This window comes from Actinomadura sp. NPDC000929, assembly GCF_040492065.1.
Lineage (GTDB): Bacteria > Actinomycetota > Actinomycetes > Streptosporangiales > Streptosporangiaceae > Spirillospora > Spirillospora verrucosospora.
Genome location: NZ_JBEUPA010000003.1, coordinates 76,758 through 95,155, shown reverse-complemented (window position 1 = coordinate 95,155; position 18,398 = coordinate 76,758). Strand labels below are relative to the sequence as shown.

Sequence of the window (18,398 nt, the reverse complement as noted above, 5' to 3'; positions counted from 1 at the left end):
GTTCACACCAGCTCGTTGACCTCTGGGAGGACGGCGTCGGCCACTCTGACCGGACGCTCGATCAGGCCGTTGGCGTGGAACAGGTCGGCGGCGTGCTGCTGTTCGGTGACGAAACCGTCGTCCACCGGCAGCAGGCCCCATGGGCGGGTGCGCAGCGCGTGCTCCCATGCGTCGAGGCTCCCTCCGTCGTCGGAGGCGAAGAGTTCGGCCGCCTCGCGGGGGTTCTGCCGCACCCACGCGTCCGACTCCTGCAGCGCGGAGACGATGGCGGCGAGCTCGTCGCGGCGCTTGGTGGCGAACGCCCGGCTGGTGAACCAGAGCGAACGGTGGCTGAACAGACCGTCGGTCTCGATGACCGTGCGTACCGGGACGCGCCGCTCCACGCCGGTCAGGTACGGGTAGGAGCCGACCCAGGCGTCCACGTCGCCCTTCAGGAACAGCTCAGCGGCGTTGCCGTAGGCGTCGACCGGTTCGATGTCGCTCCAGTTGAGCCCGGCCTTCTCCAGCGCGAGAAGGACGAGGGTCGTCTGCCAGGAGCCGTGGCCGAGGGCGATTCTGCGCCCCTTGAGGTCGGCGGGCGAGGTGACGGGGGAGTCCTCCCGGACGACGAGCCGCCCGTTCTCGATCCGCGGACCGGACACCGCGACGTACACCACGTCGTGCCCCTTGGCCTGCGCGGTGACCGGCGGCGTGGAGCCGGTGCCGATGAAGTCGTAGCCGCCGTCGAACAGGTGGTCGCCGTGCGCGGACGGCAGGCCGCGGGTGGGGTCGGGCCGCTCGCCGGCGGGCAGCGAGCGCAGGTCGACCCACTCCACGTCAGGGACGGTGCGCTCGAGGATGCCCCGGTGCCGCAGTACCCAGAGCGAGTTGTTCTGCGGGAAGTAGCCCACACGCAGGCTCATGACTTGTTTCCTTTCAGCAGTGGGAGGACGTGGCGGCCGATGCGCCGGGCCTCTTCCAGGTGCGGCACGCCCGCGAGGATGAAGGCGTCCACACCGAGGCCGATGAGCTCGTCGAGCCGTTCGGCGACCTGGTGGTAGTCGCCGACCAGGCCGAAGAGGGGGCCTGGCCGCAGCCGGTTGAAGCCGCCCCAGACACCCGGTTGGACCTCCAGGTCCCGGTAGTCGACGGCGCCGGCGGTGAAGGAACGCCCGCGCTGCCAGCCGACGGACTCGCTCGCGTCCGGAGTGCGCTCGGCGTCACCGGCCCGTGCCCAGCCCTCGCGGATCTCCTCCCAGGCCTCTTCCTCGGTCTCCCGGGCGAGGACGTCCACGCGCACCGCGAACTTCGGCGGCGTGTCGCAGTGCTCGCGGACGAGCGCGAACTTCTCCGCCAGGGCGTCGAACGGCTCCAGCCATGAGAGGTAGTAGTCGGCGTGGCGTCCGGCCGCGGCGATCGCCGCGGGGGAGGAGCCGGAGAAGTAGACCTCCGGGAACGGCTGCTCGCGCAGATCGGGCGGCAGCGCCGCGCCCGCGACGCGGTAGAACCGGCCCTCATGGTCGTAGGGGCCGTTCCACACGCCTTTGAGGACGTCCAGGAACTCGGACGTGCGGGCGTACCGGTCGTCGTGGTGGACCTTGTCGCCCCACCAGAGCTGCTGCGGCCCGCCCCCGCCGGAGATGATGTTGTACACGACCCGCCCGCCCGTCGCGGCCTGAAGGGACGCCGACATCCGCGCGGCCTGCACCGGATGCAGGAAGCCCGGCTGGAACGCGATCATGAAGCGGTAGGCGGAGGTCTCACCGGACAGCGCAGCGGCGGCCGCCCACGGGTCGTCGGTCACCGGGAACGAGGGCATCAGGCCGCCGACGAAACCGGCTCCCTCGGTGGCGCGCGCCACCTCCGCCATGTAGTCGAGCGGGCCGTGGCCGTCCGGCTCGCCGCCGCGCAGCCCGGGACCGAGCGCCCCCGGCAGGTACGGCCCGAAACCGCCCCGAGTGATGTCGCCCAGGCGAAGCGCCGGAGCGTCCCCCTCCATGGCGATCCGCCAGTAGACGTCAACGGACATGCCCGGCCCCCTCCTTCTCCACGAGCGGCAGGACGCGCTGCGCCAGCCTGTAGGTGTCGGCCACCGGATCGGCCGGGTCGAGGAAGAACTCCGAGACGCCCTCCTCTCGCCGGCGCGCGATGGCGCGGGCCAGTTCCAGGTCGTCGTCCTCCGAGGCGAGATGGAACGGCAGGCGGAGGGCGGCGTCCACGCCGTCCGGTACCAGCGAGACGTCGCCGTCCGGGTCCAGCAGGTGTGCGTCGGCGTGACGGGCGGACAGGGCGAGCGCCTCCGGTGACGTGCCGGAGAGATAGACCCGCGGGAACGGGCTCGGCACGCGCGAAGCGAGCAATCCGCCGTCCTTCACCTGGAAGTACTCGCCTTCACGGCTGTAGCCGCGCTGGTTCCAGACGCCCTTGGCGATCGTCAGGAACTCGTCCGCGCGCGCGTACCGGGCGGGGCCCTCCAGGAAGTCGCCGTGGGCGCGGGCGACCGCCGGAGGCAGGTCGACGACGAGCCGCCAGGCGAGGCGGCCGGCCGCGTAGCGCTGCAGCGACGCCGACAGCTTCGCCGCGTAGACCGGTGTCGCGGTCCCTGGGTGGAACTCCGCGGTGACCTGCAGATGGCGCGAGTCGCGCAGGAGCGCCGGCGCGAGGATCAGGGAGTCGTGGCCGTCCGGGTCGAACGGGACGAAGGCGCCGTCCAGCCCGCCCAGTTCGGCCGCGCGGGCGGTGAGCCGGTGCTCGGGCCCGCGCGCCGGCGGCCGGATGTCGGTGACGAAGCCCGGCAGCGCCGAACGTTCCGGCACGCGGGTGGGGACGACCACATGGAAGCGGGTCATCGCATCGCTCCTTCCGTCGGCTGCCGGACGCCGTCCGGCTCCGGGGCACCGCCCGGCTCTTCGGGGAGGCGCACGCCGAGATCGGTCAGCAGGCGGCGGCGCAGGGCGGTGAGGGCCGGGTCGGCGGGGTCGCGGGGGTGCCGCGCGCCGACGGTCTCGTCGGTGATCAGCGTGCCGTCCCGGAGCACGGCGACCCGGTCGGCGAGCCGCACGGCCTCGTCCACGTCGTGCGTGACGAGCAGGACGGCGGGCCGGTGGGTGCTGACGAGGTCGCCGACGAGGTCCTGCATGCGCAGCCGGGTCAGCGCGTCGAGCGCGGCGAACGGCTCGTCCAGGAGCAGCAGTTCCGGTTCGCGGACGAGGGCCCGCGCGAGGCCCACGCGCTGCGCCTCGCCGCCCGACAGCGTGTGCGGCCACGCGTTCGCGTGCTCGGTCAGACCTACCTCGGCGAGGGCTCGCTGCCCGCGCTCGCGCGACGCGGCGCCGCGCGGCAGTCCGACGAGCACGTTCCCGAGGGCCCGCTTGGACGGGACGAGCCGCGGCTCCTGGAAGACGATCGTCCGGGCCTCGGGCACGAGGACGGTTCCCGAGTCCGGGCGGTCGAGCGCCCCGAGAATCCGCAGCAGGGTCGTCTTGCCCGTGCCGCTCGCTCCGAGCAGGGCCACGAACTCGCCCCGCTCGATGTCGAGGTCCAGGCCGTCTAGGACGGCGCGGGTCCCGAAAACGCGGCGCAGGCCGCGGATGTGCACGGCGACGCTCATCGGGCGGCCTCCCTCGGACGCCACGGCATCAGCACCCGTTCGGCGCCGCGGGCGACGAGGTCCGCGAGGAGCCCGAGGATCCCGTAGATGAGGACGCAGAGCGAGAGGATGTCGGTGCGGGAGAAGCTCTGTGCCTGCGTCATGAGGTAGCCGATCCCGGACGTCGAGTTGATCTCCTCGGCGGCGATGAGCGCGATGACGCTGAGGGTCATCGACAGCCGGAACCCCGCGAGCAGTGACGGGAGCGCCCCCGGCAGCACGACCTCGCGGACCAGCGGCCAGCCGCGGAGCCCGAAGGAGCGCATCGCCTCCAGCAGCCGCCGGTCGACGTTGCGGACGCCGCCCGCCGTCGAGACGTACATCGGGAACGTGGTGGCGACGGCGATGAGGACGATCCGGGCGGTCTCCCCGATGCCGAACCACACCATGAACAGCGGGACGAGCGACAGGAAAGGCAGGGCGCGCAGCAGCTGCAGCGGCGAGTCGAGCAGTTCCTCACCGAGCCGGGAGAAGCCGGTGACGACCCCGAGCATCAGCCCGGCGGCGAGGCCGCAGGACAGTCCCAGCACGGCGCGGGTCAGCGACACGCGCAGCGCGTCGGTGAGCTGGCCGTCCGACCACAGCTCCCCGGCGGCCCCGAGGACCGTCGCGGGGGAGGCGAGCACGTCGGGGCTGAGCACACCGGCGGCCGAGGCGGCCCACCAGCCGCCGAGCAGCGCCAGCGGACCGAGCGTCCGCAGCGCGAGCGTCACCTCGCGGCGCCGCGGCTTCGGCAGCCGCGGCCGCGGCACGACCAGGTCCGGGTACGCCGCCGGGCCGGCGGGGACGGCGGTCATGATCCGTCCTCTGCCAGGTCCAGGACGTGCGGCTTCACGTCCACCACCGTCGGTGTGATCTTCTGGTCGGCGAAGAACCGCGCGACGGCGGCGAAGTTCGCGAGGTCCGCCGCGCCGATCGGCGCGGCGGCGGCGCCCTGGCGGACGTTGGCGATGGTGAGCTGCTCGGCGGTCCCGGTCACCGCCTGCGGCCCGGACCTCGTGAACACGTTGACGAAGGGGGCCGGGTCCTGGATCTGCCGCAGACCCTGGTCGTGCACGTATCGGTAGAACGCCTTGACGACCTGCGGGTGCTCCTCGGCGAACTTGGCGCGGACCGCCCAGACCGAGTAGTTCTGCGAGTCGATTTCTCCGCCCTTCACCAGGAAGCGGGCTCCCGTGGACGCGATCTCCGGGATCGTGTACGCGGCCCACGCGGCCCACGCGTCGACCTTCCCGGAGTTGAAGACCGGGGCGGTCTGCGCCGGGTTGAGGTAGACGCGGGTGACCCGGTCCGGCTTCACCCCCGCCGACTCCAGCGCCTTGAGCAGCAGGTACTCCGCCGTGCCGCCCTTGTTGACCGCGACCTTCCTGCCGACCAGGCCCTGCACCGAGGTGATCGTCGAGTCCTTGCGGACGAGGATGCCCTCGCCCGCCTTGTCCGGCGCGACCTGGGCGAAGAGCGCGAATCCCGGCTTCTGGGCCAGTGCGGCGATCGCCGAGGTGATCGAGCCCTGCGCGAAGTCGAGCTGGCCGGCGTTCATCTGCTGCGCGGCCGGGGCGAACGGTCCCGTGCTCCCCGTCCAGGCGACCTTCGCGTGGACGGCCGACAGAGCCTTGGCGAGGCTGCCGTCCTTCTTGCCGAGCGCCAGCACCCCGGAGTTGCCGGGATCGGGGATCCGGAGGACGACCGTCCCGTCGGCGGCCGCCTTCGAGCCCGAGCCGCCGCAGCCCGCGACGGCCAGCAGGACCGCGAGGGCGCCCGCGGAGAGCAGGGGCCTGCGGGAGAGGAACCGCGTCATGAATACTCCTGGGAGAAGGCGGGGCGCGGCACGAGGCCGCGGGCCTCGGCCAGTGGTGTGGGATCGGCCCAGGCGGACACGTCCACCCGGGCGTCGTGGAAGCCGTGCCGGCGCAGGAAGTCCTCCTGCTCGGCCAGCAGGTCGAGGCGGTCGGCGCCGAGTTCCGCGTGCAGCCTCCGGTGGTAACCCGCGCCGTAGGCTCCGGCCACTCCGGCCGGACCGGACCCGGTCTCGGCCTGCAGGACCCGGGCCAGCTCCTCCGGGTGGTCGTGGGCCCAGTCCGCCGCGCCCAGCAGGACCGCGAGGAACCGCACGACCAGGTCCGGATGGTCGTCCAGCAGCCGCTGATCGACGGTGATCGGACGGGGCGTGCCGTTGTTGACCCGCGCCCGCCGGTCCGGGAGCGAGTCGAGGTCGATGCCGACCTCGGCGCCGTAGCGGGCCGCGGTCTCCACGGCCACCGAGCCCTTCGTGTAGACGGCGTCGACCCGCCCGTCCCGCAGGGCGGCCAGTTCCGCCTCCCACTGCCCCGGCAGCGCGTCGCCGTCGAGTTCGACCTGCTCGGCGTCGGCCAGCGTCAGCCCGGCCTGGCGCAGCGCCCCGTCGAAGCCGCGCAGCGCCATGGCCCGCCAGAAGTCGATCTCGATGGCGCGCCGCGGGACGGCCAGCCGCCGGCCCTTCAGGTCCCTGGGCTCGGTGATGCCCGAGCCCGGCCGGACGGCGATGACCTGCCGCTCCTCGAACCAGGTGAGCCCGATCAGCCGCGTGGGCGCGCCGTTCGACCTGGCCCACAGGGCGGGAACGTTCCCACCCTCCCGGACGAGTGTGGCGAGCCGGTGCCGGTAGTGCTCCCCGCGGACGTCCTCGGTGCCCGCGTCCTGCAGCGAGCGGACCGCGATTCCGTCGGCGGCGAACTCGTCCGCCAGCCATCCCCGGTCGGCGGCGATGCCGGTCGCGGTGGGGACGGGACAGCGGGTGAACCACAGGTTCGCCGGATGCGTGGTGACCATGGCCGGGAGTATTCTCGGTAAAACCTACCAACTCAACATGGATTTCACATGATGGGAAACTTCCTGGTCGATCAGCGTCCTGGCCAGGGTGTTCGCCAATCGACGGCTCCGGTCAGGATTACTGCATCGTGGGCCCCGGCCGGAGGTCTTTGATGCCGACGACGAACCGCGCGCCGGGCAGCCAGACGGTGCTGCGCGCGCTCGAGGTCCTGCTGTGCTTCCGGGACGGCGGTACCGCGCTCACCGCGTCCGACATCGCCCGGCGCCTCGGGCTGAGCACCTCGACCGCCCACCGGCTCGCCCGGGCGCTCACCTCGTCCGGCTTCCTCGCGCAGGATGCGGTGACCGCCCGCTACCGCATCGGCCACTCGGTCACCGAACTCGGCCTGCTCTCCTACCACCAGCACGGGCTTCACCGCGCCGCGCCCGAACTCGACCACCTGACCCGGCTCACGGGCGCGACCGCCGACCTCGCGATCCGCAGCGGCGACCAAGCCCTGCTGCTGGCCGGCGGGACCGTGCGGCGCACCGACACGGGCATCGGCCTGCGCCGGCCCCTGTACTCCACGGCCCTGGGCAAGGTGCTGCTGGCCTGGGCGCCTCCCGGTGAGGACGACCTGGCCGAGCTGGGTCCGCTCCGGCCCCTGACCGACCGGACGATCGCCGACGTGGGCCTGCTGCGCGCGGAGATCGAGAAGGTCCGGGCCGCCGGCCACGCCATGAACGACGGAGAGTCGGCGGAGGGCGTGCGCACGCTGGCCGTGCCGCTGCTCGACCGCGCCGGGTACGTCCGCTACGCGCTCGCGCTGCGCTCCACGCCCGAGGTCATCACCGACACGCGCATCCCCTGGTTCCTGGCGCACGCCCAATCCTGCGCGCAGGCACTGGAGGTCCTTCTCCTGGAGCCCGCAGAACGCCGCCGCCACTGAAGGTCTCCGCGGGCGGGCGGCCACCGGTGACAGGTCCCTCTCGGCCCGTCACCAGCGCCGCATTGACCGGCGGTGGGACGGGACTCCATAATCTCAACTATGTCAGTAGGAAATATCGACAACAGTCCCGCCGGGCCGGTGAAGTTCGCCTACTGGGTGCCGAACGTGAGCGGCGGCCTGGTCGTGAGCAAGATCGAGCAGCGCACGGACTGGGGATACGACTACAACCGGAAGCTCGCCGTCCTGGCGGAGGAGAACGGTTTCGAGTATGCGCTCAGCCAGGTGCGCTACATCGCGTCCTACGGCGCCGCCTACCAGCACGAGTCGACCGCGTTCAGCCTCGCGCTGCTGCTCGCCACCGAGCGGCTGAAGGTGATCGCGGCGATCCACCCGGGGCTGTGGCAGCCCGGCGTGCTCGCCAAGTTCGTCGCGACGGCCGACCAGCTCTCGGGCGGACGGGCCGCGGTGAACGTCGTCAGCGGCTGGTTCAAGGACGAGTTCACCAAGCTCGGCGAACCGTGGCTGGAGCACGACGAACGCTACCGGCGCAGTGAGGAGTTCATCCGGGTGCTGCGGGAGATCTGGACGTCCGAGCACGCCGAGTTCCGCGGCGACTTCTACCGCCTGCACGACTTCGACCTGCGACCCAAGCCGGTCGAGAGCCCCGGCCGCCCGCACCCGGAGATCTTCCAGGGCGGCAACTCCACCAGCGCCCGGCGGATGGCCGGTCGGGTCTCCGACTGGTACTTCAGCAACGGCAGGGACTTCGACGGCGTGACCGAGCAGATCACCGAGGTGCGCGCGGAGGCCGCGCTGCACGGACGGCGGGTGCGGTTCGGCCTGAACGGGTTCCTGATCGCTCGGGACACCGAGTCCGAGGCGCGCGAGGTGCTGCGCGAGATCGTCGCCAAGGCCGACCGGGACGCCGTCGAGGGCTTCGGGACCGCGGTCAGGCAGGCCGGGCGGTCGACGTCCGACGGCAAGGGCATGTGGCAGGACTCAGAGTTCGCCGATCTGGTGCAGTACAACGACGGCTTCCGCACCGGGCTGATCGGCACGCCCGAGCAGATCGCCGAGCGCATCGTCGCCTACAAGCGCCTCGGCGTGGACCTCTTCCTGCTCGGCTTCCTGCACTACCTGGAGGACGTCGAGTACTTCGGCAAGCGCGTCCTGCCGCTGGTGCGCGAGCTCGAGGCCGCGGACGCCGACCGCGGCGAGCCGGCGCGCACCGGGTCCTGACGCGGTCATGCGCCTCGTCCGCCGCCGCCACATCGACCTGCAGAGGACCTGCAGCGCGTTGTGTCGCGACGCCGCGTCCACGACCCGTCCGCAGCCCCCTTGAGGAGACACAGCAGCATGTCCGTCGACACCGAACAGCAGACCGCCACCGAACAGCAGACCGCCAACGAGCAGAAGAGCCGGGACGAGCGTTTCGCCGCGGCCCTGGAGCGCGCAGACCTCGTCTCCGCCGAGCTGCGCGCCACCGCCGCCGAACGCGACCGCGCCAACGGAACTCCCCGCGCCGAGGTCGAACTGCTGCGCGCACACGACCTCCTGCAGGTCCAGGAACCAGTCGAGTACGGCGGCGACGGGCTGTCGTACGCGCAGGCGTCCCTGATCACCCGCCGGATCGCGCGCGGCGACACCTCCATCGCCCACCTCATCGGCTACCACTACGCCCAGACCCGCATCGCGCCGCTGTTCGGCACGTCGGAGCAGGCCGACGCGCTCTCCCGCCGCAACGGCGAGGAGAAGCTCTTCTGGGGCGGTGTGCAGAACCCGCGCGGCGGCTCCGGCATCGTCCTCACCCGCGACGGGGACGGCTTCAGGCTCGACGGGCGCCGCTCGTTCGCGTCCGGTGCGAGCCTCGGCGACCAGCTGTCGGTGACCGCCTCCTACGAGGGCGAACTGGTCTTCGTCTCGCTGCCGGGAGGGCGCGCGGGCTTTCGCGCCCTGGGCGACTGGGACAACATCGGCCAGCGCCTCACCGACTCCGGCGGCGTCGAGTTCGACGGAACCCGCGTCGAGCGCTCGGAGATCCTCGGGCCCGATCCGCTCACCGGCCGGGAGCTCAGCCCGTACCAGACGCTCGTCACACCGCACTGGCAGCTCGCGTTCGTCAACTTCTACATCGGGACGGCCGAGGGCGCGCTCCGCGAGGCCCTCGACTGGACGCGCCTGCACGCGGCCCCGTGGGAGACATCGGGCGTGGACGGCGCCACCGACGACCCTTACGTTCTGCAGACCGTGGGCGAGCTGCGGAGCGAGATCCGCGCCGCCGCCCTGCTCGCCGACCGGGCGGGCGAGGCGCTCCAGGCGGCCCTGGACACCGGCCCGTCGCTCACCGAGGAGGAACGCGCCGAGGCCGCCGTCGCCGTCTACGAGGCCAAGTACCTGACGACGAAGGTCGCGCTCGGGGCGGCGTCCCGGCTGTTCGAGATCCAGGGCGCACGGGCGACCACCAGCGACTACGGCTTCGACCGGCACTGGCGCAACCTGCGCACCCACACGCTCCACGACCCCGTCGCCTACAAGGCGCGCGAGGTCGGGGACTGGACGCTGAACCGCCGCGCCCCGCAGTTCTCGCTCTATCGCTGATCCCGGCGACGCCGGCAGGAAATGCGGGGCGCCGCCCTGGAAACGCACTGATCCGTCCCCCCGGTCCCGCGGCGGTCCCCCTTCCGCCGCGGGACCGGGTCCGCGAAGGGAGACCCATGACGACGACCGCGCTCGTGCACCCCGGACCGGGCCGATGACGACCACGCACGTGATCCGCTCCGGCGGCGAGGCCGTGGAGACCGCACGCAAGCTCGCCGCCTCGTTCGCCGAGCGGGCGGGCGACCGCGACCGCGACCGGCGACCGCCCGCCGCCGAGGTCGCGGAGCTGTCGGAGTCCGGACTCCTCGGCGTCACCGTCCCGGCGCGGTTCGGCGGGGCGGAGGTGGACGTGGCGACCCTCGCGGAGGTGTTCCGGACGCTCGCCGCGGCCGACGCGAGCCTCGCCCAGATCCCGCACAGCCATTTCGTGTTCCTGGAGGCCCTGCGCCGCCAGGGCACCGAGGAGCAGCAGGCCCGGTACTTCGCCGAGGCCCTGGCCGGCGCCCGCTTCGCCAACGCCCAGTCCGAGCGGGGCGGGCGGACGGCGGCCGAGGACGCGACGACGCTGCGCCGCCGCGAGGAAGGCGGGTACACCCTCGACGGCGAGAAGTACTACAGCACGGGAGCGCTGTTCGCGGATTGGCTGGTCGTGCGGGCGGTTCTCGCCGACGGACCGCCGCTACCGGACGGCCTCCCGCGCAAGGCCCTGGCGTACATCCGCCGTGGCGCCGAAGGCGTCACGGTCGAGGACGACTGGGACGGCATGGGCCAGCGCACCACCGCGAGCGGAACGGTCCGGCTCGTCGGCGTGCGCGTGGACGGCGACGAGGTCGTCCCTTACAGCACGCTGTTCGACGGGCCGACGACCTACGGCGCCCGCGCCCAGGTGCTGCACGCGGCGCTCGACGCCGGCATCGCCCGCGGCGCGCTGGACGCCGCGGTGACCACCGTGGCGAAGGCACGACCGTGGTTCGAGAGCGGCGCTGAGACCGCGGCCGCGGACCCCCTGACCGTCCAGCAGGCCGGCGAGCTGGAGATCACCGTCCGGTCCGCCGAGGCGCTGCTGCGCGAGGCCGCGGAAGCGATCGACGCGGCCGAGCGCGAGCCCACCGGCGACGCCACCGCACGGGCGTCGGTGGCGACGGCCGTGGCGAAGGTCGCCGCGTCCCGAGCCTCGCTGGAGGCGTCGTCGGCGCTGTTCGAACTGGGTGGGACGCGGTCGGCGGCCGATGCGCTGAACCTGTCGCGCTACTGGCGGGACGCGCGCACGCACACGCTTCACGACCCGGCCCGCTGGAAGGTGCAGCACGTCGGCCGCTGGCTGCTGTCGGGCACTCCGCCGCCGCGCCACGGCCAGATCTGACCCGGTTTCCCGGGCGGCGCCCGAGACGGGGCGGAAGGAAGGAAAGACACTGTGACCCTCACTCTTCACTGGTTCCTGCCCACCTACGGCGACTCGCGCTTCATCGTGGGCGGCGGGCACGGGCAACTCGCCGGCGCGGCGGCCGGCGACCGCCGCGCTTCGGTCGGCTACCTGTCGTCGATCGTGCGCGCCGCCGAGGAGTTCGGCTTCGCCGGCGCTCTCACCCCCACCGGGGCCTGGTGCGAGGACGCGTGGCTGACGACGGCGATGCTGGCGCGCGAGTCGGAGCGGCTGGCGTTCCTCGTGGCGTTCCGTCCCGGGCTGGTCAGCCCCACGCTGGCCGCGCAGATGGCCGCGACTTTCTCCGCGCACGCTCCCGGACGGCTGCTGCTCAACGTCGTCACCGGCGGTGAGGATCACGAGCAGCGCGCCTACGGCGACCACCTGTCCAAGGACGAGAGATACGCCCGCTGTGACGAGTTCCTGTCGGTCGTGCGGCGGCTGTGGGCCGGCGAGACCGTCACCCACCGCGGCGCCCACCTCGACATCGACGCGGCCCGGCTGCCGACGCGGCCCGATCCGGTACCGCCGCTGTACTTCGGAGGCTCGTCCGCCGCGGCGGGACCGGTCGCGGCCGAGCACGCCGACGTCTACCTGACCTGGGGCGAGCCGGTGGACGCGGTGGCCCGCAAGATCGAATGGATTCGCGGGCTCGCAGCCGCCCGGGGCCGCAAGCCGCGCTTCGGCATCCGGCTGCACGTCATCACCCGCGACACCGCCGAGGAGGCATGGCTGCAGGCGGGACGGCTCGTCGACGCGCTCGGCGAGGAGACGGTCGCCGCCGCGCAGTCCGCTCTGGCCCGCAGCGAGTCGACCGGCCAGCGGCGCATGCGCGACCTGCATGAGCGCAGCCGCGCCGACGGCACCTGGCGCGACCCCCGAGCGCTGGAGGTGGCGCCCAACCTGTGGGCCGGGGTCGGGCTCGTCCGCGGCGGCGCAGGGACGGCGCTAGTCGGCTCGCACGCCGAGGTCGCCGACCGGATCGCCGAGTACGCCGGCATCGGCATCGACGAGTTCGTCCTGTCCGGGTACCCCCACCTGGAGGAGCTGTACTGGTTCGGAGAGGGAGTGCTTCCCCACCTCGACCGGCACGGGCTCTTCCATGTCGGGGGCGGTACCGGCACCGGGCACAATGCCTTCCTCCCGAAGGGAACCGCACGATGACGTCCGTGGAACTCGATCTGCGCCGCGTCTACGGCGCCTACCCGACGGGTGTGGCGGTGGTGGCGGGGCTCGTGGACGACCGGCCCGTCGGGATCGCCGCCAGCTCGTTCGTCCCCGTGTCGCTGGACCCGCCGCTGGTGTCGGTCTGCGTCGCGCACACCTCGACCACCTGGCCGCTGCTGCGCCCCCTTCCGCGCATCGGAATCAGCGTTCTCGGCGCGCACCAGGAGCACGCGGGGCGGCGGATCGGCTCGCGCGCCCCGGACCGCTTCGCCGGGGTCGACTGGCGCGCCACCAGTGACGGCTGCGTCCTGCTCGACGACGCCGCCGCCTGGTTCGACTGCTCGATCGAGCAGCAGGTCCGGTCCGGCGACCACGACATCGTCGTCTTCCGCGTGCACGACCTCGACGCCGTCCCCGGCACCCCGCCGCTTGTCTTCCACGCCAGCGTCTTCCGGCGCCTGACCTGACGCGGGACCCTTCCCGCCGACCGACCGAGACCACTTCCAAGGAGAACAGGTGACCAACAACATCATCACGCTCGTGGGCAATCCACGAGCGCGGTCCCGCACGAACCGGGCGGCCCTGCAGGCCGCGCAGGCCATCGCCGACCGCATCGAGAACGCGGCGCTGGGGGAGACGATCGACCTGGCGGCCCTGGCGCCGGAACTGCCGACCGCCTCCTCCGCCGCCGTCGAGTCGGCTCTGGACCTGGTCACTGCCGCGGACGTGCTGGTAGCCGCCAGCCCCACGTACAAAGGCACCTACACGGGGCTGCTGAAGACCTTCCTTGACCGCCTGCCCGGTTACGCGCTCACCAGGACGATCGCAGTGCCCCTGCTGGTCATGGGCGACGCCAAGCACGCGTTGGCCGTGGAGACCCATTTCCGGCCGCTGCTCGTGGAACTGGGGGCGCACGTCCCCACTCCCGGCATCGTCCTGCTCGAATCCCAACTTCCCGACGCCGAGCAGCTCCTCGACGCCTGGGCCGACCGTGCCGCACCCCAGATCGCGGCTCTCCTCACCGCCTCGGCGCCGACCCCCGCCTTTGAGGGCTGACTCGTCCGAATCGCCGGGCCCGGCGAAGGATCATCTTCACCTTTTCCGCTTTCCGCGCTTCCCCTTGCTCTTCTTGGTGTTGTGGTGCGCCCGGCCGCCGTCCGCCGTTGCCGGCGGGCCTGGGCCACCCAGTCCAGCCCCTGCTCGGCCTCCTGTGCCAGCGGCGTGTCGAGTCGGCTAAGGATCTCCTGCGCCGCCTCGGTCGCCGCTGGTGGTCTGCTTTCCGCTGACCTGGCTCACCCGGCCCTGGCCCGACGCCGTGGCCCGCTGCGACACCTGATGTCCACCCGGTGCGAACAACCCGTACGCCGTCATGGCCAACCCGATCAATGCGGCGAGCGCACCGACCACACTGGTCTCCCAATCCGCCCGGCCGTTCGTCTGGGGCCGGTCAGTCCTGCTCGGCGGCCTGGGCGATGCGGACGCCCGCTTCGACGGCCTCCTCCCAGGTCGGGTACTCATCGTCGAAGTCGGTCGGGCCGTCCAGGCTGCCGTCGACGTACATGCCGCCTTGCCACTCGGTGTTTGCGATCTGCTCCTCGAACTCCGCGGGGCGCTGTACCCATTCCAGCGGCCAGACCGGCATCATGACGCGCACCAGCCACCGATTCGCGATCTTGAGGCGGAAGGACCACTCCTCCGCGCCGTCGGCGTCCGGCTCGTGTTCCACATCGGAGACGATGACGCCACGCCGCTCCAACTCGGCCACATAAGCGAGCACGTTGGCGGCCACGTCGGTGTTCACATCGGCCGACGCCATGAAGTCCTCAGCTCTCAGCATGATCCTTACGACGTCCACCCGGCGACACCAGTTCCGGGCGCGGGAGGTGAAACCTTCGATGGCCGGCCGGGTCGTCGATTGCCCGAAACCGAGGAGATGGACCGGCCGCCCGGTCATCAGGCGGCCAAGTGCTCTGATACGAGGGCTCCGGCTTTGATCCGTAGGTCGGGGGTTGATCCTCGAATATCGTTCGAGCGAGTAGGGCACAGGATCGGTTGGTGACCATGCGAACGGCTGAGCTCACCGTCCTGTCCCCGTCCTTTCGTCCTGCGAAGGAGTGGTGGTGACGTGCTGCCGCATGTCTACCGGATTACCAAGTACAACCCGGCAGACCGCGATGAGCGTGGTCACTATGTCGGCGGCGAGGACTCGATAAGCGATCGCGGGCCGGTTGAGGCCGCCTATCTGGAGGCCGTGGCCGCCTTCGCGCACGACACCGGAGTCGAGCGTCTTGACATCCGCGAGCCGGAGGTGGCCGGTCTGGCGCATTTCGGGCTTGAGGCTCCGGTCGAGGGATACGGATTGGCCGGGCTGTTCCCGGCCGACCTATCGGGCTATCACGACGGCGCGCAGGTGCCGGTGACCGTCGGGCTGGAACTGGTCCGGGCGATACTGCGCGACAACGGCGCCTGGTGTCGGCTGGAGGTCCAAGACCGGTTCTTCGTCCACGTCGGGTACGACCAGTACGTGTACGTTGGGAGCAACGTGCCATGTGAGCGGGCGCAGGCCCTCACCGGTGAACTGGGGCTGTTTCCCGAACGGATCGACGCATCTCCCTACGAACCGGAAATAGAGCCCGGCGAACAGTGCCTCGCTGACGATGACTTCTGGGCTGCTGTGTCCCTGAAGATTCCCGGGGAAGGGGCGCTTCTCCTGCAGGAGTGCTACGTCGGCAACGCCTCCCGGTGGTATCGCCTCACTTTCGCGGACATTGACCGAGTACGTGCCGGGCTTACCCCGCGCGCCCGGGTGACCGTGTGGCCGGACCTGTCCACCGACCTAGATGCGGTTGTGGCCGCGTTCCCCGAGGAGGGTTCGATCGAACTTGTCTGGCAGGACCCGGCAGGACACATCGCGAGCCGGATCGGTGGCGAGGAACAGTTCGCCGAACTGGCCGCGCTACTGGCCATGCGCGCGCCGCGGCGGTGATCCCCCTGACCGCGGGTGACCATCACCCGCTGTTCGCCGCGGTGCTGCCCGACACCGACGGGGTACTGCGTGCCCGCTGGCGAACCGAGCCGACATCGAGCGAGTAAGTCGGCAACCGCAAACCGCGAGCCCCGCTCACGCCTGCCTGGCCGCGATCGGGGGCGTCGATAGGCAGCCCGCCGTTCGGCCGAAGCCACCGGGCAGGCGCAGCCGATGCAGGTTCAGCTGCGGGTGGGTGCCATGCGCGCACAAGGAAAATCCGCGTGGTGTGCCTACAGTTGAGCTCCCCTCAGAACGCGATCGAGCGCTGCCCGGCCTGCGGGTCCCCAGGTCGGCTTGCCGCCAGGAATGCCTCGGTCTCCGTTCTGGCCTATCAGCATGAGGATCAGGCTTTTCAGAGCAGCGAGCCCCTGAGCGCGTCGGATCGTCGCCTCGTCGGCATGCGCATAGACGTCGAAGAAGCGTGCGGCGGCGCCCGAGGGAAGGATGACCCATGCGGCCGCGAGGTCCCACGCCGGGTCGCCGGCGAACATGTCACCGAAGTCGATCACTCCTGCGAGCGTCCCGTCCGAGATGATGACGTTCGCGGGATGAAGGTCACCGTGCACCCAGACCGGCGGGCCCTCCCGCTCGGGCGCCGCAACGGCGTCATCCCAGACGGCCTGGACATCGTCGGCGATACCACCAAGGGCAACGGCGTCGAGGACGTGGTGGAAGTCGTCCGTGTACTTGCTGAGGTGAGCACCGCGGTCCGAACTGATCGGCGCCTCGGCGGGCGCCTCCACGTGCAGCGCCCTGAGGAAGCCCGCCAGAGTGTCGGTCGCGTGGTCGACGCGGTTGATCGAGGTGGAGTCCAGTGGCTCGCCGGGAACCCACGTCATGACGGTCCAGGGCTTCGGGAAACGCTCGGAGGGCTCACCGAGCCGTACCGGGTCAGGGACCGGGAGCGGCAGGCGCGGGGCCAGGACGGGCAACCAGCGGCGCTCCTTGCGCTGCAGGTCCGGGGCACGCTCCGTGCGCGGCATGCGCACGGCCAACTCGTCCCCCAAGCGCCACTGCTGGTTGTCCCACCCGCCCGCCACCTCGCGCATGGGCAGCTCCGCAAGGTCGGGATGTTGCTCCTGCAGCAGCTCATGGACCAGATCCGCGGTGACCTCGATCTCGGAGTCCGTCATACGACCCGACAGTACTGGGGCAAGCGCCGACTCCGGCTCCACTCGTGATCGACGGGGGGCGGCCGCCCGAGCCGGGAGCCGACCCCGATCACCCGGCTGAAGGCAGAGAACACCGAACGTGCTCTGGCCCGCTGGCCGCACCGCACGAGGAGAGACCGCCGCCGACGGTTACCGCTGCCGTCGGGACGACCTTGGCTTGAGCATCCGCCGCGCTCGCCCGCGCCTGTCTCGCCCACGTTTTCACGTCAGAGGCTTGTTCGAACGAACGGCAGGCCTCTTTGGTGTGGTCGCAGTGACCAGTAGGTCACCGGGGCTAACCGGCAGCGCGCGCGACCCCCGTTTAGAGCGGGGCCTTCTTCGACTCTGGGCCAGGCCCTCAGCGATTCAGTGGGAGGGATCCGGGAGATCATCTTTCTTCCACCGCGAAGGAGGTCACGAGAGGAGCGCGCTGCCGGTCACTCTGCGCGGTCGAGGACGGGCCCGAGAGCTCGCAGCTTCCTTGTTCAGGTGCCTCGAGCTGGGTTGCGGTATCGCCTCCTGAGCGGCGGACCTGACCTGTCGGGCGTCCAGGGCGAGACGCCCGCAGTCTCCCGTCCTGCAGGGATGTTGTTCACTTCGGTGGCTGGGGTGGAAGTTGTGGCGTCTCTTGCATCTGGCTGCTCAGTTGTCGTAGCTGCGTACTGCGGCGGCGATCGGCTCGAGTCCTGCGGCCAGCTCGTCGAGCTCGTCCGCGCTGAGCACTTCGAACGGCGGTGCCGCCAGCTCGTCGGTGAGGGCTTCGATCCGCTCCTTGGTCTCCCGGCCGGCGTCGGTGAACCCGCCGTCGGCGTTCACGAGGCCGCGGCCGCGTAGCCCGTCGACGACAGCGGCCAGCTGCGCCTTGGGCAGGTGGTGGATCCGGCCGAACTCCTCGGCCTTCATACCGAGGGAGAGGGCCATGAGGACGTGGGCTTGGGTGCCGCCGATGCCGTGGGCGACGAGGGCGGCGTTGTGGCCGTCCCCGCGGTGCTCGCGCAGCAGTGTCGCCGCGTGCCAGAGCCGGGCCACCGGCTCCTCGGGGACGTCGAGCGCCCGGAGGGCGGCGTACAGCACTCGGCCCTCGGTCGGTGCGCTGACCGCTGCCCGGGTGGCGAGGTCGGCGGCCCGCGCCAGGCCGGGGGAGTCGGCGAGTTGTCCGATCATCTGCCGCAGCGCGGTGGCGCTGCCCCGCTCGCGCACGGCGATCGCCTCCTGCGGGGTGATCTTCCCCCAGACCCACGGGATGTGCCGCGCCACCTCGCCGTCGGCGAAGTTGTAGAAGACCGCGTGCACCACCTCGGCCGGTGCCAGCCCCAGCGGCGCGGCTCGCCCGGCGAAGTATCCGTCCCAGTAGTTGCGCATTCCGAGGGCCAGGAACGCCTCGTTCGGGACCTCGGAGAAGGTGACGGTGGCGATCGGCTCGACGAGCTCGAACATCTTGTGGATCTTGGACTGTGCGTGCGACATCGGTCGGCATCTCCTGTGATCGTCACAGCCGCCCTCGTGGGCGGCGTCTCACCATCGCTACGAACGGCGCGGCCCGGATCCGACAACTCCGGTCCGATTTTCCGCCGACAACGTCGGGGGAGTCACACGGCCTCGGCCGCAAGTCGGTTGCCGTGCTCTGGCTACCGACTCGGTTCGTGCCCACCACCAGGAGCTCCCG

Annotated in this window: 18 protein-coding genes; 8 read left to right on the top strand and 10 right to left on the bottom strand. The window is 71.6% G+C overall.

Annotated features, from left to right (window positions below; translation table 11 throughout):
* Positions 1 to 2: 2 nt before the first annotated feature.
* From ABWI04_RS02015 to ABWI04_RS01985, 7 genes are read right to left on the bottom strand one after another with little or no spacing between them, the layout of a single operon-like run.
* On the bottom strand, positions 3 to 902 hold the full coding sequence (locus ABWI04_RS02015; RefSeq protein WP_353831176.1) for an ABC transporter substrate-binding protein: 900 nt from the start codon (positions 900 to 902) through the stop codon (positions 3 to 5).
* On the bottom strand, positions 899 to 2,008 hold the full coding sequence (locus ABWI04_RS02010; RefSeq protein ID WP_353831175.1) for an LLM class flavin-dependent oxidoreductase: 1,110 nt from the start codon (positions 2,006 to 2,008) through the stop codon (positions 899 to 901). Before ABWI04_RS02010 ends, ABWI04_RS02015 begins: the two co-directional genes overlap by 4 nt.
* On the bottom strand, positions 1,998 to 2,828 hold the full coding sequence (locus ABWI04_RS02005) for an LLM class flavin-dependent oxidoreductase (RefSeq protein ID WP_353831174.1): 831 nt from the start codon (positions 2,826 to 2,828) through the stop codon (positions 1,998 to 2,000). Before ABWI04_RS02005 ends, ABWI04_RS02010 begins: the two co-directional genes overlap by 11 nt.
* Positions 2,825 to 3,589, bottom strand: coding sequence for an ABC transporter ATP-binding protein (locus ABWI04_RS02000; protein ID WP_353831173.1), 765 nt, complete (start codon positions 3,587 to 3,589; stop codon positions 2,825 to 2,827). Before ABWI04_RS02000 ends, ABWI04_RS02005 begins: the two co-directional genes overlap by 4 nt.
* Positions 3,586 to 4,425, bottom strand: a complete 840-nt coding sequence (locus ABWI04_RS01995; protein WP_353831172.1) for an ABC transporter permease — start codon at positions 4,423 to 4,425, stop codon at positions 3,586 to 3,588. The genes ABWI04_RS02000 and ABWI04_RS01995 overlap by 4 nt, the downstream gene beginning before the upstream one ends.
* Positions 4,422 to 5,426, bottom strand: a complete 1,005-nt coding sequence (locus tag ABWI04_RS01990; protein ID WP_345173932.1) for an NrtA/SsuA/CpmA family ABC transporter substrate-binding protein — start codon at positions 5,424 to 5,426, stop codon at positions 4,422 to 4,424. Before ABWI04_RS01990 ends, ABWI04_RS01995 begins: the two co-directional genes overlap by 4 nt.
* On the bottom strand, positions 5,423 to 6,436 hold the full coding sequence (locus ABWI04_RS01985) for an ABC transporter substrate-binding protein (protein WP_353831171.1): 1,014 nt from the start codon (positions 6,434 to 6,436) through the stop codon (positions 5,423 to 5,425). Before ABWI04_RS01985 ends, ABWI04_RS01990 begins: the two co-directional genes overlap by 4 nt.
* 152 nt (positions 6,437 to 6,588) lie before the next feature.
* Here ABWI04_RS01985 and ABWI04_RS01980 point away from each other — a divergent pair, with 152 nt between their 5' ends.
* The 7 genes from ABWI04_RS01980 to ABWI04_RS01950 all read left to right on the top strand — a co-directional run bounded on the left by ABWI04_RS01980 (position 6,589) and on the right by ABWI04_RS01950 (position 13,609).
* Positions 6,589 to 7,365, top strand: coding sequence for an IclR family transcriptional regulator (locus tag ABWI04_RS01980; RefSeq protein ID WP_353831170.1), 777 nt, complete (start codon positions 6,589 to 6,591; stop codon positions 7,363 to 7,365).
* Between the two features lie 99 nt (positions 7,366 to 7,464).
* Positions 7,465 to 8,604 (top strand): dimethylsulfone monooxygenase SfnG, encoded by a 1,140-nt coding sequence (sfnG, locus tag ABWI04_RS01975; RefSeq protein ID WP_353831169.1) that lies wholly within the window; start codon positions 7,465 to 7,467, stop codon positions 8,602 to 8,604.
* Positions 8,605 to 8,721: 117 nt separating this feature from the next.
* On the top strand, positions 8,722 to 9,963 hold the full coding sequence (locus ABWI04_RS01970; RefSeq protein ID WP_353831168.1) for an acyl-CoA dehydrogenase family protein: 1,242 nt from the start codon (positions 8,722 to 8,724) through the stop codon (positions 9,961 to 9,963).
* Between the two features lie 154 nt (positions 9,964 to 10,117).
* Positions 10,118 to 11,326 (top strand): SfnB family sulfur acquisition oxidoreductase, encoded by a 1,209-nt coding sequence (locus ABWI04_RS01965; RefSeq protein ID WP_353831167.1) that lies wholly within the window; start codon positions 10,118 to 10,120, stop codon positions 11,324 to 11,326.
* A gap of 51 nt (positions 11,327 to 11,377) precedes the next feature.
* Positions 11,378 to 12,550, top strand: coding sequence for an LLM class flavin-dependent oxidoreductase (locus tag ABWI04_RS01960; RefSeq protein WP_345173920.1), 1,173 nt, complete (start codon positions 11,378 to 11,380; stop codon positions 12,548 to 12,550).
* Complete coding sequence (locus ABWI04_RS01955) at positions 12,547 to 13,020, top strand: flavin reductase family protein (RefSeq protein ID WP_353831166.1); 474 nt, start codon at positions 12,547 to 12,549, stop codon at positions 13,018 to 13,020. The genes ABWI04_RS01960 and ABWI04_RS01955 overlap by 4 nt, the downstream gene beginning before the upstream one ends.
* 49 nt (positions 13,021 to 13,069) lie before the next feature.
* The gene (locus ABWI04_RS01950) at positions 13,070 to 13,609 is read left to right on the top strand and encodes an NADPH-dependent FMN reductase (RefSeq protein WP_353831165.1); all 540 of its coding nucleotides are present in this window, start codon (positions 13,070 to 13,072) and stop codon (positions 13,607 to 13,609) included.
* A 391-nt stretch (positions 13,610 to 14,000) separates the two neighbouring features.
* On the opposite strand, the gene ABWI04_RS01945 is transcribed toward ABWI04_RS01950, so the two are convergent.
* Entirely contained in the window at positions 14,001 to 14,390 is a 390-nt protein-coding gene (locus ABWI04_RS01945; RefSeq protein ID WP_345173913.1) for a hypothetical protein, read from the bottom strand.
* 288 nt (positions 14,391 to 14,678) lie between these two features.
* On the opposite strand from ABWI04_RS01945, the gene ABWI04_RS01940 reads away from it, so the two are divergent.
* Positions 14,679 to 15,539 (top strand): RNA-binding protein, encoded by an 861-nt coding sequence (locus ABWI04_RS01940; protein ID WP_353831164.1) that lies wholly within the window; start codon positions 14,679 to 14,681, stop codon positions 15,537 to 15,539.
* Positions 15,540 to 15,811: 272 nt separating this feature from the next.
* Here ABWI04_RS01940 and ABWI04_RS01935 read toward each other — a convergent pair whose 3' ends face one another.
* Both ABWI04_RS01935 and ABWI04_RS01930 read right to left on the bottom strand, forming a co-directional pair.
* Entirely contained in the window at positions 15,812 to 16,714 is a 903-nt protein-coding gene (locus tag ABWI04_RS01935; RefSeq protein WP_353831163.1) for an aminoglycoside phosphotransferase family protein, read from the bottom strand.
* A 660-nt stretch (positions 16,715 to 17,374) separates the two neighbouring features.
* Positions 17,375 to 18,199: a MarR family winged helix-turn-helix transcriptional regulator gene (locus tag ABWI04_RS01930; RefSeq protein WP_353831162.1), complete on the bottom strand. Its 825-nt coding sequence runs from the start codon at positions 18,197 to 18,199 to the stop codon at positions 17,375 to 17,377.
* Positions 18,200 to 18,398 lie beyond the last annotated feature (199 nt).